The following is a 14,156-nucleotide window of genomic DNA, read 5'->3' as shown; positions in this document are numbered from 1 at the left end:
CTCATCCTGGGTACGCCGCATGCAACGTGGAAACCAAGCGCACCTGCTCCTCGTAGGCCTTGGAAAAATCGCTATTCAACAGCTGTTCATCCAGGGGGAGCCCATCGACCAGATGTCGGTAGTGACGCTGATAGGCGCGCCAGCACGCGCCGTCAGTGGTGAACCTGGCCGGTTTACCTTCTCGCTCGAAGCACAGCATCAAATGGCTCGGCGCAAACGCCGCGAGCGCGCCGCGCACCGCCGCTCGACAAGCCACCACCAACGCCAACTGATGGACTTGCATCTCCCGACAGGCTTGAGCCAGCGCCAACTCGGCGGACAATTGACCCAGCTCGCCCGCGCCCAGCAATGCCGTTATGGTCGCCTGGGTATCGAGGCAGTCTTTCAGCGGGTTATGGCTTTTAAAGCCAGGCATGGCTGCGCCCAGGTTCAATTCATTGTTCAGCTCATCTCGAGTGCGCAGGCATTGCTGCATTCCCTCGACGGTTTGTCTGAACAGGCCCGCCACTTTGATCGCCAGCGCTTCGCAGGCCACGCTATCGAGCCCATCCATCCGCAAGCCCAGGGCGTCGCCAAACTGCGCCCAGAAGGCTGCCGGCAGCTCGGGCACGCTTGGGTCAGGTGGAGGGGGTGGCATGCGCTTGGGAGGTTGCGCCCATCTCGGCACCGTCAGGTGATCGCGCTCCACGGCGCTATGGGCAAACGAACAGGTGGGCGTTTCTACACTGTGCGCCAGTGCATCCAGCTCCTCGCAACACTCATCGCGCCGTTGCTCATGCGCCAAGGCGTGCATCGGGTCCAGTCCAAGAAATGCGTCATCTGGAATGGTGTCGGCGCAGGCCAGCGCCTGCCGGTCGTCCTGCGTCGTCCAGCGCGGTCGCAAGTGCGCGCGAATGTCCAAGGCGCCCAGCTGATAGACCTCGCCGTCGGCGATCAGCCGCGCCTGCCCCTTCCTCAAACGCTCCATGCCGCCTGCCACGCCAATGCCATTACTGCTGACATCCGTCAGAAAGTACTGCCCATCTCGATAGCCGATCAACGCATGGTGGCTGGAGAGCAGCCGCGTCGCATCCGGAATTACCCAGTCGCATCCTGCGCCACGACCGATAACACCCCCGACGCGGTCAAACACCTTGCGCAGCGGCGCCTCACCGCTGGCGGTGTCACATACCTCGAACACTAATTGCATCGCTCGGCACTCCTTGCTCACTGACCACGACGCGTCGTTTGGGGGTCGCCCAGCGGACGGTAATCGGCATCATCAAAAACGTAGTTGGCGTTACAGCCGCTCAGTAGACACAGCACAAGCCCCCAGGCTTGCCACGGACGTAGAAGCATCAGGTTTCTCCCGGAAAATTCAGGTACGCGGTCGGACAACACATTCTTGATCGGCTCATTCAGCACTCCCCGCCACATCGCCACAGGGAATGTTCAGACGCGCAAGTCGATACAGCAGCGTGCGACGTGCCACGCCCAGCTCACGGGCGGTACGGGTCCGGTTACCACGGTTCTTGTGCAGGCAATCGAGCAGAAATACCCGCTCAACCCGCTCCAGGCGCTGGCGTAAAGTCGCATCGACACAGGGCACTACCGGCGTCGGCTCCAGGCACAAGTGCGCCGGCAGGATCAGGTTCTCGTCACACAGCAATACCGCGCGTTCGACTCGGCATTTGAGTTCGCGAACATTGCCGGGGAACGGATGACCGGACAGTTGATCGAGCGCCGCACTCGACCATTGCACCGTTGACCGACCCAATGCGACACAGGCCTTTTCGGCGAAATGCCGCGCCAACAGCAATACATCGCCATCTCGCTCGCGCAAGGGCGGCAGCTCAATGGGGAATTGCGCCAACCGGTAATAAAGATCCTCGCGAAATGCCCCCTCGGCCACCATGGCCGTCAGGTCGCGGTGGGTCGCGGCAATGATGCGCACATCCACCCGATGAGCCGCGCTGGCGCCAAGCGGACGGATTTCACCTTCTTGCAAAACCCGTAATAGCTTGGCCTGCAGCGACAACGGCATGTCGCCTATTTCATCCAAAAGCAAGGTGCCGCCATCGGCGGTATCGAACAAACCGATGTGGTTGCGCTCGGCGCCGGTGAAGGCGCCTTTGCGGTAGCCGAACAGCTCACTTTCCAGCAAGCCTTCAGGGAAGGCGGCACAGTTCTGCACCACGAACGCCTTACCGTTGCGTGGGCCGGCGCTATGGATGGCGCGCGCCACCACTTCTTTGCCGGTGCCGGTCTCGCCGCTTAGCAGCACGGTGTAGGGAGCCTGCAAAACCTTGTCGATCAAACGACAGGTATCGGCCATCGCTTTGCTGGTGCCGATCAGGCCGTGAGTGCTTTGGGGGGCTCGCGCGCGGACCTGGTTCGCCGCGCGGCTGTGGGCAGGACGCACGCGGCGCAATAACCCCAATTGCGTCAAGGCAAAGCTGCCCAATTGCCCCAATGACCGGGCATAGTCCTGCAAGGGTCTGGGGCGCAGGCTGGCGCACAACAGCAAGCCTGCGAGGCTTTCACGCCGACCAAACAGCGGTATACATGACAACGACTGCCACGGCGTTGCCATCGCCGGTAAGAAGCCGCTCTCGTAAACGCTGCCACTCAGATCATCCAGGTTCAGAGGGCTGGCTTGCTTGAGGACATACTGCAACAGCGGCTGATGCTGAACGTCGTCGCCGCATAGCCTTCCGCCTGGCGGCAAGGTACCCGCTAGGTGCTGGGCAATCAGCTCAAGCCGACCCGTCGTCTCGTCGTACTTATACAACTGGCTCAGTTCGCACTGGCTGAGCTGCGCCGTCGCCGCGGCACACAGCTCGGGCAAGCTCGCCTCGTCACTGTCGGTGCCCAGGCGCGTGAACCAGCCCAACAGTGCTTCGGCATAAGCCAGGGGATGGGGCAGTTGGCTAAAGAGATTGTCCGTCATTGGCTGAACTCGCAGATCGGTTGCCCACGGTGGTCAAGATCGGCATGGGCGCGCGACAGCGATTCACCGACGGCCATCGCCTCCAGCAGACGGTCGACCATCTGTGGCATCAGATGGGTCTCGATCCATTGGTCGATATAGCGCGCGCCACTGTCGCTATGGCTGCAACGGTCAGCCATATGCGCGACCAGTTCCGCTGTATAGCTGAACGCCAGCCGGCGTGCTTCCAACCGCCGCCCGAGGCACTCCAGCTTGGCCCTGGCCAACTGCTGCAGCACATCGCCCGCGATCGGGTAATAGGGCAATACGCGCATGCGCGCCAACAGCGCCGGTTTGAAATAGTCACGCAACAGGGGATAGATCGCCGCGTGCAGCGCCTGCGCATCCGGCCGCTGGGCGCCGGAACACAGATCGGTAATGCAATCGCTGCCCAGGTTGGACGTCATCAGGATCAGCGTATTGCGAAAGTCGATTTCCCGACCTTCGCCATCGTTGGCCAGGCCTTTGTCGAAGATCTGATAAAACAGGTTCAGCACCTCCGGGTCGGCCTTTTCCACTTCATCCAGCAGGACGACCGAGTACGGTCGTTGACGCACCGCCTCCGTCAGCACGCCGCCCTCGCCGTATCCGACATAACCGGGCGGCGCCCCAATCAACCGAGATAGCGCATGTTTCTCCTGGTACTCGGACATGTTCAAGGTCGTGACAAAGCGCTCACCGCCGTAGAGCAAGTCGCCCAGGGCCAGGGCCGTTTCTGTCTTGCCTACGCCGCTGGGTCCCACCAGCAGAAACACACCGACCGGCGCGTCGGGCTTATTGAGGCCAGCGGCGACCGCTCTTAGATTACGATCCAGTGCCTGCACGGCAGGCTCCTGACCGAGGATGCGTGCACGCAGTGCCTGGGCAAACCCAGTGACCGCATCACTGTGCTCAAACGCCAGGCGTTCGACCGGGATCCCCGTCCACGCGCTGATTACCTCGGCCACCAGGCGTGGGCAAACCTCAAGATGAACCAATGGCTGCGGGCCTTGCAGTGCAGCCAATGCCCGTCTCTGTTCGCCAAGTGCCTGTTCCAGGGCGTCGACGCCCTGCCCTCCACGGCGAGCGTCCTCCAGTTGCCGGCGCAGAGTCAGTGCCTGTTCCGCGCACGCGCGCTGTTCGAGCCAACGCTGCTCCAATGAGTGCCGCTCGCTCTCTACTGCCGCCAAGCGAAGATCCAGCGCGTGCAAAGCCTGCGTATCCACCGGCACCCCGGCATCCCTGTCGCGAATCCATGCCAGGCGTTGTCGGGCGCCTTCGGCCAGATCCGCCTCCAGACGCTGCAACGCCTCAGGCGCGCAAACCCGGCTGATCCGCGCACGCGCGCAAGCGGTATCCAGCACATCCACCGCTTTATCGGGTAGCTGTCGACCCGCCAGATAACGGGCACTCAAGTGTGCCGCCGCCACGACGGCGTCGTCACGCACGTAGACCCCATGGCTGGTTTCGTGCACCGGCACTAGCCCACGCAGGATCGAAACCGCCTGTTCGACGCTGGGCTCACCGACATGGATGGGCTGGAAGCGCCGCGCCAAGGCCGGGTCTTTCTCGAAGTGACGCTTGTATTCGGACCAGGTGGTCGCGGCAATGGTGCGTAGCTCACCGCGCGCCAGCGCCGGCTTGAGCAGGTTGGCAGCATCAGCCCCACCTGCTGGGCCTCCCGCTCCCACCAGGGTATGGGCTTCATCGATAAACAGAATAATCGGGCGTGGGGATGCATTGACCTCGTCGATCACCCCCTTGAGGCGCCGCTCGAATTCACCTTTGATGCTGGCCCCGGCTTGCAGCATGCCCATGTCCAGGGTCAGCACGCGCACATCCTTCAACAGTTCCGGCACTTGGCCGCCGACAACGCGCAGGGCTAGTCCTTCGACAATTGCGGTCTTGCCCACTCCGGCTTCGCCGACCAGTAGCGGATTGTTCTTACGTCGGCGCACAAGGATGTCGATCAACCGGCGAAGCTCATCATCCCGACACAGCACCGGGTCGATGCGCCCGGATTGCGCCTGGTGTGTCAGATCGTGGGTAAACCGTGCCAGGCAGGACTCGTCAGCCAATGCAGGCGGGGTTTCAACGGCGCGACTCGACACAAACTCAAGCACACGCTGCGTATCCACACGGCTCAACAGCTCTTGGTAAGCACAGCCGGCATGCTGCTGCGGATGCTGCAGCAGCGCCAATAGCAGCGCGGCGTGATCCACCTCGGTTTGATGCAATTGTAGGTGGGCAACGAGCAATGCCTGCTGCAACCAATGCACCAGCGCCTGGGCGAATACCGGATTACGTGACGCGTTTGCCTGCGCTTTTGGTTGCAAGATGGCGTGCAGCTCGCCGACCTCGACACCAGCGTCGGCCAATGCCCGTGCCAGAAGGCAATCGCTGTGCTCCAACCAGGCCAATAGGTAGTCCTCTACCAAGACCTCATGGCCACCCCGTGTAACACATCGCTCGGCGGACCGCTCCAGATCTCGCCGTGCCTGTGGGGTCAATGTGCGGATAAGTTGTTGCAGGTCTACATTTATCATCTTTGCTGATCCCCTAATGTGCGTCGCTGGCCACGATGAGCACACCGTCAGCACAGTCGTGCGCGAGCCAGCTGGTCCATCCCAGCCGGCAGACGTTGTGTTCGCCGATGTGCAGCGGCCTGATCTCTTCTTTCGCAAGCACCAGGCGCAAGTCGTATTCCAGCGGATCGCGCGCAGTCAGCCGTATCAACGAGCACAGCTGCGGGTAATCCGCGCCAGTGGGTAAAAACCCGTGAAAGCGCTGCCAGCCCAGGTCGTGCACATGCACCCTGAATTTGCCGCCACGGTCGGCGACACGACTGCCCAGCACGTTGTCCTGGCCCAGCACACTGTTGGCGACGCCTAGCTGGTTTGTCTGGCACTGAGCGATCGCCACCGAGCGCTCAACCCATTGCTCGATCCACAAGCGGCTGTGCTTGAAGTAGTAACGCAGCACCGTTTCGATCAAGGCCGCCGAATGGGCTCGCAAGCCAAGCAGCCCCAGGTAAGGCAACAGCCGCTTGCAGTCCAGTTGGGCGGCAGCGCGAATCGGCTGGCCTCTCAAACCGATCAACGCAAACATCTGCTCGGAAAAGGCGTCCCGTGCCCCTGTCTCGAAACAGGTGCGGTAACGATATTTACGCCAGATCCCCAGCATCAGACGCTGCAATCGATGGTGAAACAGGTCCAGAAAATCGCGGGTTGCATCAGCGCCTTCGGCGCATGCCTGTTCCGCGTAAAACGCAGGCAACGGCGATCCCGCGCCACATAGGCCCAACACGTTGAGGCGAAGACGGGCGCGCAATTGACCCTGCTCAACAAAAAACTCCAAGCGATCAATATCGTGAGCGGGAAACCCCAACCCTGGATTGGCCTGAAACTCCAAGCGCTCATACAACGCGTCGTCATCCAGCAGCGGGTGCACATCGCGCAACTGCTCGATCACCCGAGCGATCGCCTGGAACAGCGAGTACTCACGGATGACTCGGCTCAGTTGCTTTAAAGCAGGGGCTGTTGGCCCATCCGGATTGGCCATTGGTACACGTCTCCTTGTGTGCTGATGACTCGTAGTTCGTGGTAAGCATTGAGGCTGGCGTACAGCGTGAAGAACTCATTGAGTACCGACGCGAACATAAAAATCTCGCCTGGCCCCAAAAAGCCCTGGGCGTCGACGGTCAAGTCGATTCGCACGCCGCGAAACGGCATGCCGCGATGCAATCGGTCGACCCCCGTGTGCTGGATGGAGCGCAATGCGTCCAGCTTTCTCTGACTGATTTTTTGCGCCTGCCGATCGTGGTAACGCGGCAGGTCGTAGGTTTGCAGGACGACCTTCAGCGCACTGATGTCGCTCAACGACAGGTAGTTGAGCGACATGTTGCTGATCAACCGCCAAAGAAAGTCCTGATCCAGCGGCGGCGCAAAACTCTCGGTCGGCGCGCAGATATTGCGAAACGACAGGCCTTCGGGAGTTTGTTCGCAGGGCTGGTTGATTGCCCCCGCCTTGAGCGACCGAGGCACGTTGTGATTGGTGCACGTCAGCTCGACCGAGAGGGTTTCCTGGCTTTGCCCCACGCCATTGCCAAACCCCAGCCAGGTATCGAGACCGCCGTGATGTGCGGATGCGCGTTGGCGAATGCTGTAGCAGGGTGAGCCCTCGTTGGCGTCGTGCTCGAAGGATTCAAACGGCACGTATGCCTGATACCCCAACCCTCCGGGGCGCCACCCGGTCACCCGGTCAACGGAAAACACGTCGGCATTGCCCCGCTTGTATTCTCCAGGGATCAGCAAGTATTCATCCTGTTTGCCATCCAGGCGGATCGGAACCGCGTCATGTTCAAACAGGTTGACGATGGGCGTGCAGTACAGCTTCACGTTATCCAGCGTAGGCTGCTGGAGTTGCGGGCAACGACCGCTCAGCTCAAAACGCAGCGTCACACCGCACGCTTGCTGGAGGGCTGCGGTCGGCAACGTCTGCAGTACATCCAGCCCAACCAAATCGACAAACAGGTACTTTTCAGGAAAGGCGAAATACTCCTGCAGGTGCCGGTATCCGCAAAAAGTATTAGGCGGATAAGGAATCAGTGCATGCTCTTCAGCGAACCCTACGGGTTGTACGCTTTGCGCGCCAATTCGCAGCGACAGATCCTGGCCATTGCCGACATCGATTCCAACGCCGTCGCGACCGAACGGCCGTAACTCGATGCCGTCCAAATGACGCAGCAACCCCAAATACAGGCCTTGACTGACATACCGGTCCCCGGCCAGATGCAGGCGCAGTCGGTCAAATACGCACGCGCTGAAATTCCCCTCGGCGCTCATGTCCAAGCGCAAGTTCAACACCGCCCGCTCGCCCTGAACGTTGTACTCCAGGGCACTCAGTTGAAACGGCAGAACCTGAGTGGCGTAACAGGTTCGGAAGCGGCAGCGCTCACCGTCGACCGGTTCGCTCTCCACAGGTGTATCCCGTGCAACGGTCACGCTGGGGCCGGCATGTCGCAGCGGGTCGAATTGGAGGATGCTGAACGCCGGCAGCGGTCGCATATAGTTGGGCCACAGCAAGTGCATCAGCGAATGCGTCAGCTCGGGTAACTCGTCATCCAACTTCTGCCGCAGGCGACCGGTGAGGAAAGCAAAACCCTCCAGCAAACGCTCCACGTCCGGGTCCTTGCCGGTCTCCCCCAGAAATGGCGCAAGCGCCGGGTTGCGCTCGGAAAAACGCCGGCCTAATTGACGTAGCGCGCTGAGTTCGCTCTGGTAATAGCGGTTAGCGGACATCGGCATAGACCTCGCTACGACCGGCGTCGCCAAGCCGCGCAGTGAAGGTGACGGGCCTCGTGACACCGTCAACACTCAGCGTGGCTTCAATGGAAAATGCCAGGGCCAATGGGTCGTGATCACGGGGCAAGGCGCGCACCAGGACATTCTGCAAGCGCGGCTCGTAGGCCCGGATAAAGCGCTCGATCAGTAGTCGCGACCGGCTCAGGGTTTCGTGCAGGCTCTGGTTCATATCGTTGAGGTCAGGCAAGCCGTAATCCGGCAGCGTTTGGACACTGCCGGCGCGGATGCTGAGCATCTTGCCCAGATGGGCCGCGACAGAACTCGCACAGCATTTTGAGTTAGGTGCGGAGCGATCAAGACGCTCGAAAAGGCGTTGGTTGCGCGTCATCCCTGGCCCCCGATTCATTCTTTGTCGAGCTTGCCGACCAGGGATAAGGTGAAGTCCGCGCCCATGTATTTGAAGTGCGGTCGCACGCTCAGATTGACCCGGTACCAGCCGGGCTCGCCTTCAACGTCACTGACAACGATACGGGCCGCGCGCAACGGCCGCCGGCCACGCACTTCGGCACTAGGGTTTTCCTGGTCTGCGACGTACTGGCGAATCCACTTGTTGAGCTCCAGTTCCAGGTCGGTGCGCTCCTTCCACGAGCCCAACTGCTCGCGTTGCAGGACCTTTAAGTAATGAGCCAGGCGGTTGACCACCATCATGTAGGGCAACTGAGTGCCGAGACGGTAATTCAGCTCGGCTTGCTTGCCCTCGGCACTGATGCCGAAGTGCTTGGGCTTCTGCACGGAACTGGCGGAAAAGAACGCGGCGTTGTCGCTGCCCTTGCGCATCGTCAGAGCAATAAAGCCCTCTTGCGCCAGCTCATATTCTCGACGGTCGGACACCAGTACTTCGGTGGGGATCTTGGTCTCGATTTCGCCCATGCTGTGGAAGTGATGCAACGGTAGATCTTCCACCGCACCGCCGCTTTGCGGGCCAATGATGTTGGGGCACCAGCGAAACCGTGCAAAGCTGTCGGTCAGGCGCGTGGCAAACGCATAGGCGGTATTGCCCCACAGGTAGTGCTCGTGGCGGTTCACCACATTTTCCCGATAAGCAAAGGTCTTGACCGGGCATTCGAGGGGATCGTAAGGCGTACGCAGCAAGAAACGCGGGACGGTGAGCCCGATATAACGGGAATCCTCGCTCTCGCGAAAGCTCTGCCATTTGGCGAACTGCGGGCCTTCGAAATGATCCTTAAGATCCTTCAGGTCAGGCAGGCCGGTGAAGCTCTCAAGGCCGAAGAACCCCGGCCCGGCCGCGGCGATAAACGGCGCATGGGCCATGCAGGCCACACTGGACGCGTATTGCATCAGTTTCACATCGGGAGCGCTGGGCGCCAGGAAGTAATTGGCGATTATCGCGCCCACCGGCTGACCACCGAACTGACCGTATTCCGCGCTGTAGATATGCTTGTAGAGCCCGGATTGCGTCACCTCCGGCGAATCTTCGAAGTCGTCCAGCAGGTCTTGGCGCGAAACGTTCAACAGTTCGATTTTGATGTTTTCGCGGAAATTGGTGCGGTCGACCAACAGTTGCAAGCCCCTCCACGCGGATTCCAGTGCCTGGAATTGCGGATGGTGCAGAATCTCGTCCATTTGCAGGCTGAGCTTTGTGTCGATCTCGGCAATCATTCGATCGACCAAATGCTTCTTGACCGGTTCGCCACTGTTCTGGGGTTTGATCAGCTCTTCGATAAAAGCCGATACCCCGCGCTTGGCGATGGCGTAGGCTTCGTCGTCGGCGCTGAGTAATGTTTGGGCAATGATGTTGTCGAGGATGCTGTGTTCTTCGGTGGCGTTGACCGAGGTCTGTATCGGTTGGCTGTTCATGGTGTCAGTGTCCTTTTACTGAAAAGTGTCAGGCGGGTTGGCTGCTCAAGGCCAGTTCCGCCAATACCCGTGCGCGGGACTCGTCATCGGCCAGCGCCTGTTCGATGGCTTTACGAAAGCTCGGCGTGTTGCCCAGAGGCCCCTTGAGCGCCACCAATGCCTCACGTAGAGCCATGAGCTTCTGCAACTCCGGAATCTGCTCCACCAGATGGGCGGGGTTGAAATCCTTCATCGAATGGATGCGCACCTGAATCCCCAGCTCCTCGACATCGGCGTCGTCCTGAAGACGATTAGGGACGTTCAGCGCCAGGCTCAGCGCCTGGTTGGCCAAGACTTCGTCAAGGCTGTTTTTGTCGATCGCGATAGGCTTGCGATCTTCGAGCTTGCGCGCGTCTTCGCGCTGGGTGAAATCTCCCAGCACCAGCAGTTTCAACGGCAGTTCGACTTCTTCCTGGGCAGCGCCGATGGCAGGTTTGAAGGTGATGTTGATGCGTTCCTTGGGTGCAACCGAACCTTCTTTGGCCATGGTATTTCTCCTTTTTTCGAGTGGCTCGAAAGCCTATTCAAGTACCGCTTCGAGATCGAAGAGGCACAGCCTGCGGTGGGTGTCTTCCTTGCGCTCGCGTACGGCATGGCTCTGTGGCAACAGGTCACAGCAGCGGTGCAACAGCTGCGTGACGTGGACAGCGAGTTCCGGCTCCCAGCGCTCCAGCCCCGTTCGTTGCAACTCGAGGTCCAGATGGTCGAGCTGGATCTTCGCCAACTCATGTTTGCCCGCCTGCACACACAGCCGGGCCTGTGCCAGGCGCCAGTGAAAACGCTCGCGGTCGCTGCGAGCCCCATGCAACCCCCGCTTGAGTTCATGCACGACGGCCTTGAGCCCGTCTTTGCGCAGCCTGGGCTGCAGGGCCTGCAAGGCGACTTCCCAAGGCGCCTCCTCGACGGCCTCGCACGGCGCCTCGGGTGGCCGCAGGTGACGTACAACCTGCGTGGCGATCCAGTCCCGTGTGCCCGCATCGGCAAATGGACTACCGTCGTGGAAACGAAACTCAGGCAGGTTCGGCAGGCGCTGCAGCAGCAGGGCAAAATTCACTTCCAGTTCGGTCATGGCCAGCTCGGCCTGCAGAGCTTCCAGGCATTGCCAGACCATGTGTAAGCCGTCGAACCAGAACATCGCGCCGGCCAGACTGGCCTCAAGCTCCAGCAGCAGATCGGCGTAATGGCCTTGGGCAAAGCGTTCGTGATGGCGTTTGAGCTTGTCCGGTGCTGGGCCGCGCAGCGCGGTGATGCGCTCACTGTCCGCGTCCGGATAGCTGAGCAGGGAGAGCCACATCAGCGTGCGATTAAGGCGCAAGGCACGCAGGTCGGTAGCGTTCTGGCGCAACCACCAGGCGCATAGCGGACGGGCCTGCTCCTGCAATGCTCGCAGCCACTTGTGCGCATCCTTCTCACTCTCCAGCACCGGCTCGGGTTTGATCAGTTGTGTCGTGGCCTGCTTCACCTGGGCTATCGCGCCGGTCAATCCTGTGGCCGGAGCTTGGCTCTGCGCGGCGCGCTCCAACTGCTGGGTCAATTGCCTGCAAATCGGCAATAGCAAAGGCGCGTCCTCTTTCAGATGACGGCTCAACAGCTCATCCAGGCCCTCCAGTTCCTCAACGACCGCACGAAAAAGCGGCTGTTGGTCTTGGAGGGCCAAGTGGCGCGCGAGCAATGTCTCCAGGCGCGATACCAACCACTGAAACGCAGCGGCACGGGTGCGCGTTTTTCGGGGATACACCTCCGACCAATGGCCCTCACAGAGAAGACGCAATAATTTCAATCCGGCCAGCAGCCCAGGAAAGGACTCACGCTGATGCAGCGCCCAGGTCAACCAGACAGCCACGCGAAGATCCTTGGATTGTTCCCTTAGCAGAACCTCGGCGGTTGCCACGACTTTCTGCCAGTCCGGCTGGCACGCACCATGTATGGACTGGGCCTTGGCCAGTTCGAATTCGAGGGTTTCATACTCAGTTGAAAACCGCACATCGCCGCCCGCAAAATTCGACTGCGAGCAGGGAGTTTGCGCAAGCTCCAAATAATAAGCACAAAACTTTCCTGAATAGACCATTTAGGACCATACGCAACTAAGCATTAGATTCAAGACAAGACAATAACAACTAGACCGACCTATCAACTTGCCATCCTGGCTTCGCCTTAACTTCCACGAAGTTCGCAAACCTTAGTCATGCCAAGACCATTGAGCAAGCAGCCACCCAACACTTAAGTCATTTCCTACAAACCTCTGAATTAGGGGCCTGCGCAGTTTTTTGCGCAGTTGAATACTTACATCCTGTACAGCCAGACCGTGGAAACCTAGATAATTAAAGGAAGATAATAGCGAGCAATTAATTGCACACTTATGCGCATACATTCTCCAACTTACCTGCATTTCAAGGCGGTTTTTTAGATAAACACAGACGAAGATTCGGCGCAGAGCGCGGCCCTATTGGCCATCACAGTTTCCGGCACGTTTTTTGTTATAGGCATTTGACCAACCGGCAGCATTGCGGGTTGGAACTACCTCTATAACCAGGCAAGGAAACCCGTCATGCCAACACCCGCGTATCTTTCTATCACCGGTGTCAAACAAGGTTTGATTACGGCAGGCACGTTCACTCAGGACTCGGTAGGCAATATTTATCAGGAAGGCCACGAAGACCAGATCCTGGTACAAGCCTTCTCCCATCAGGTCATCATTCCCAGGGACCCGCAATCCGGCCAGCCGACCGGTCAGCGGGTGCATAAACCGCTGATGATCAGCAAGGTCTTCGATAAATCTTCGCCGCTGCTGTTCAGCGCGTTGACCAGCGGCGAAGAGGTCAAGTGTCGACTGGAATGGTTCCGTACCTCTTCGGCCGGGACCCAGGAGCACTACTTCACCATTGAACTGGAGGGCGCGACCCTGGTGGATATCCAATCACGCATGCCCAACTGCCAGGACCCGGACAATGCGCATTTCACCCATCTGGAAGACGTGTATTTCACCTATCGCAAGATCGTGTGGACCCACGAGGTGTCCGGCACGTCGGGGTCCGATGACTGGCGCAGCCCGGTAGCGGGTTAAACCGGACCGCAGAAACGGCGGCCATGGACGGCGCCGTTTCTGTCGTCAGCTAGACCATCGCCAACGGATGCTTGCGTTTGGGCGCGCCGAACACACGATCGATGGCGTCGAGGTCGTGCTCATCGAGCACCAGCGCGGCAGCGGCAGCATTGAGCCGCACATGCTCGGGCGTCACCGCCTTGGGAATGGCGATCACGCCGTCCTGGCGCAGTACCCAAGCCAACGCAACCTGGGCGGGAGCTACCTCGTGACGCAGGGCGATCTGCTTGAGCGTCGGACTCGACAGCAGTGCTCCGCCCTGGGCGATGGGACAGTAGGCCATGAGCGGCAGATGATGTTGCTGCCACCAAGGCAGCAAATCGAATTCGATGCCCCGTTCCTCGATGTTATAGAGCACCTGATTCGTGGCACACGCCGGGGCTGCCAGTTCCTGCAGGTCCGCCACATCGAAGTTGGACACGCCCCAACGGCCAATCTTGCCGGCTTCGCGCAGGCGTTCGAACGCTTCTACGGTTTCTTCAAGGGGGTACTGGCCGCGCCAGTGCAACAGATACAGATCGATGTAGTCAGTGCCCAACCGTTGGAGACTGGCTTCACAGGCACGGGGCATGCCCTTTTGGCTGGCATTATGCGGATAGACCTTGCTCACCAGAAACACTTGATCGCGCCGGCCGCGAATGGCCTCGCCGACCACCGTTTCGGCGCCGCCCTCACCATACATTTCGGCGGTATCGATCAGGGTCATGCCCTCGTCGATCCCCAACTGCAATGCCGCGATTTCAGCGCGGCGATGGTTCGGGTCTTCGCCCATGCGCAAGGTGCCCTGGCCGATGACGGGAACGGGAACGCCCGCCAGATCGATACTGCGCATGACAACCTCCTGATGAGTTCTTGGGTTAACCGTGTGGCATTGACCGGACAAAAG

12 protein-coding genes are annotated in these 14,156 nt (G+C 60.0%); 1 reads left to right on the top strand and 11 read right to left on the bottom strand.

All coding sequences use genetic code 11. The annotated features are described in order from the left end of the window. Nucleotide 1 precedes the first annotated feature (1 nt). From tagH to tssA, 10 genes are read right to left on the bottom strand one after another with little or no spacing between them, the layout of a single operon-like run. Nucleotides 2-1,189 carry a type VI secretion system-associated FHA domain protein TagH gene (gene tagH / locus K1567_RS01955; RefSeq protein ID WP_220698047.1) on the bottom strand — a complete coding sequence of 396 codons (1,188 nt, stop codon included), beginning with the start codon at nt 1,187-1,189 and terminating at the stop codon, nt 2-4. Nucleotides 1,190-1,206: 17 nt separating this feature from the next. After that, nucleotides 1,207-1,338, bottom strand: a complete 132-nt coding sequence (locus K1567_RS27445; RefSeq protein WP_080758744.1) for a type VI secretion protein — start codon at nt 1,336-1,338, stop codon at nt 1,207-1,209. Nucleotides 1,339-1,393: 55 nt separating this feature from the next. Beyond that, nucleotides 1,394-2,929 (bottom strand): sigma 54-interacting transcriptional regulator, encoded by a 1,536-nt coding sequence (locus tag K1567_RS01950; RefSeq protein WP_220698046.1) that lies wholly within the window; start codon nt 2,927-2,929, stop codon nt 1,394-1,396. Next, nucleotides 2,926-5,493, bottom strand: coding sequence for a type VI secretion system ATPase TssH (gene tssH, locus K1567_RS01945; RefSeq protein ID WP_220698045.1), 2,568 nt, complete (start codon nt 5,491-5,493; stop codon nt 2,926-2,928). The genes K1567_RS01950 and tssH overlap by 4 nt, the downstream gene beginning before the upstream one ends. Before the next feature lie 13 nt (nt 5,494-5,506). Further along, a complete protein-coding gene (gene tssG, locus K1567_RS01940) occupies nt 5,507-6,508 on the bottom strand; it encodes a type VI secretion system baseplate subunit TssG (protein ID WP_034098300.1) in 1,002 nt (333 codons plus the stop codon). After that, the gene (gene tssF, locus K1567_RS01935; RefSeq protein ID WP_220698044.1) at nt 6,472-8,247 is read right to left on the bottom strand and encodes a type VI secretion system baseplate subunit TssF; all 1,776 of its coding nucleotides are present in this window, start codon (nt 8,245-8,247) and stop codon (nt 6,472-6,474) included. The genes tssG and tssF overlap by 37 nt, the downstream gene beginning before the upstream one ends. Next, nucleotides 8,237-8,638 carry a type VI secretion system baseplate subunit TssE gene (gene tssE, locus K1567_RS01930; RefSeq protein ID WP_220698043.1) on the bottom strand — a complete coding sequence of 134 codons (402 nt, stop codon included), beginning with the start codon at nt 8,636-8,638 and terminating at the stop codon, nt 8,237-8,239. The genes tssF and tssE overlap by 11 nt, the downstream gene beginning before the upstream one ends. A 14-nt stretch (nt 8,639-8,652) precedes the next feature. After that, entirely contained in the window at nt 8,653-10,128 is a 1,476-nt protein-coding gene (gene tssC / locus K1567_RS01925; protein WP_047882379.1) for a type VI secretion system contractile sheath large subunit, read from the bottom strand. 28 nt (nt 10,129-10,156) lie between these two features. After that, a complete protein-coding gene (tssB, locus tag K1567_RS01920; protein ID WP_034098307.1) occupies nt 10,157-10,654 on the bottom strand; it encodes a type VI secretion system contractile sheath small subunit in 498 nt (165 codons plus the stop codon). A 33-nt stretch (nt 10,655-10,687) separates the two neighbouring features. Beyond that, nucleotides 10,688-12,235: a type VI secretion system protein TssA gene (gene tssA, locus K1567_RS01915; protein WP_213547283.1), complete on the bottom strand. Its 1,548-nt coding sequence runs from the start codon at nt 12,233-12,235 to the stop codon at nt 10,688-10,690. 480 nt (nt 12,236-12,715) lie between these two features. On the opposite strand from tssA, the gene K1567_RS01910 reads away from it, so the two are divergent. After that, entirely contained in the window at nt 12,716-13,231 is a 516-nt protein-coding gene (locus K1567_RS01910) for an Hcp family type VI secretion system effector (protein ID WP_017527976.1), read from the top strand. Nucleotides 13,232-13,280: 49 nt separating this feature from the next. On the opposite strand, the gene K1567_RS01905 is transcribed toward K1567_RS01910, so the two are convergent. Further along, complete coding sequence (locus tag K1567_RS01905) at nt 13,281-14,102, bottom strand: aldo/keto reductase (protein ID WP_220698042.1); 822 nt, start codon at nt 14,100-14,102, stop codon at nt 13,281-13,283. Nucleotides 14,103-14,156 lie beyond the last annotated feature (54 nt).

This window comes from Pseudomonas sp. S5F11, from assembly GCF_019641515.1.
Taxonomy (GTDB): domain Bacteria; phylum Pseudomonadota; class Gammaproteobacteria; order Pseudomonadales; family Pseudomonadaceae; genus Aquipseudomonas; species Aquipseudomonas rhodesiae.
This window is presented reverse-complemented; position numbering and strand designations above follow the sequence as displayed.

What these genes read in the sequence shown, in the direction of transcription:
- K1567_RS01950 (WP_220698046.1), bottom strand. Translation starts at nt 2,929, where the DNA reads ATGACGGACAATCTCTTTAGCCAACTGCCCCATCCCCTGGCTTATGCC.
- K1567_RS01905 (WP_220698042.1), bottom strand. Translation starts at nt 14,102, where the DNA reads ATGCGCAGTATCGATCTGGCGGGCGTTCCCGTTCCCGTCATCGGCCAG.
- tssC (WP_047882379.1), bottom strand. Translation starts at nt 10,128, where the DNA reads ATGAACAGCCAACCGATACAGACCTCGGTCAACGCCACCGAAGAACAC.
- tagH (WP_220698047.1), bottom strand. Translation starts at nt 1,189, where the DNA reads ATGCAATTAGTGTTCGAGGTATGTGACACCGCCAGCGGTGAGGCGCCG.
- K1567_RS27445 (WP_080758744.1), bottom strand. Translation starts at nt 1,338, where the DNA reads ATGCTTCTACGTCCGTGGCAAGCCTGGGGGCTTGTGCTGTGTCTACTG.
- K1567_RS01910 (WP_017527976.1), top strand. Translation starts at nt 12,716, where the DNA reads ATGCCAACACCCGCGTATCTTTCTATCACCGGTGTCAAACAAGGTTTG.
- tssA (WP_213547283.1), bottom strand. Translation starts at nt 12,235, where the DNA reads ATGGTCTATTCAGGAAAGTTTTGTGCTTATTATTTGGAGCTTGCGCAA.
- tssH (WP_220698045.1), bottom strand. Translation starts at nt 5,493, where the DNA reads ATGATAAATGTAGACCTGCAACAACTTATCCGCACATTGACCCCACAG.
- tssE (WP_220698043.1), bottom strand. Translation starts at nt 8,638, where the DNA reads ATGACGCGCAACCAACGCCTTTTCGAGCGTCTTGATCGCTCCGCACCT.
- tssG (WP_034098300.1), bottom strand. Translation starts at nt 6,508, where the DNA reads ATGGCCAATCCGGATGGGCCAACAGCCCCTGCTTTAAAGCAACTGAGC.
- tssB (WP_034098307.1), bottom strand. Translation starts at nt 10,654, where the DNA reads ATGGCCAAAGAAGGTTCGGTTGCACCCAAGGAACGCATCAACATCACC.
- tssF (WP_220698044.1), bottom strand. Translation starts at nt 8,247, where the DNA reads ATGTCCGCTAACCGCTATTACCAGAGCGAACTCAGCGCGCTACGTCAA.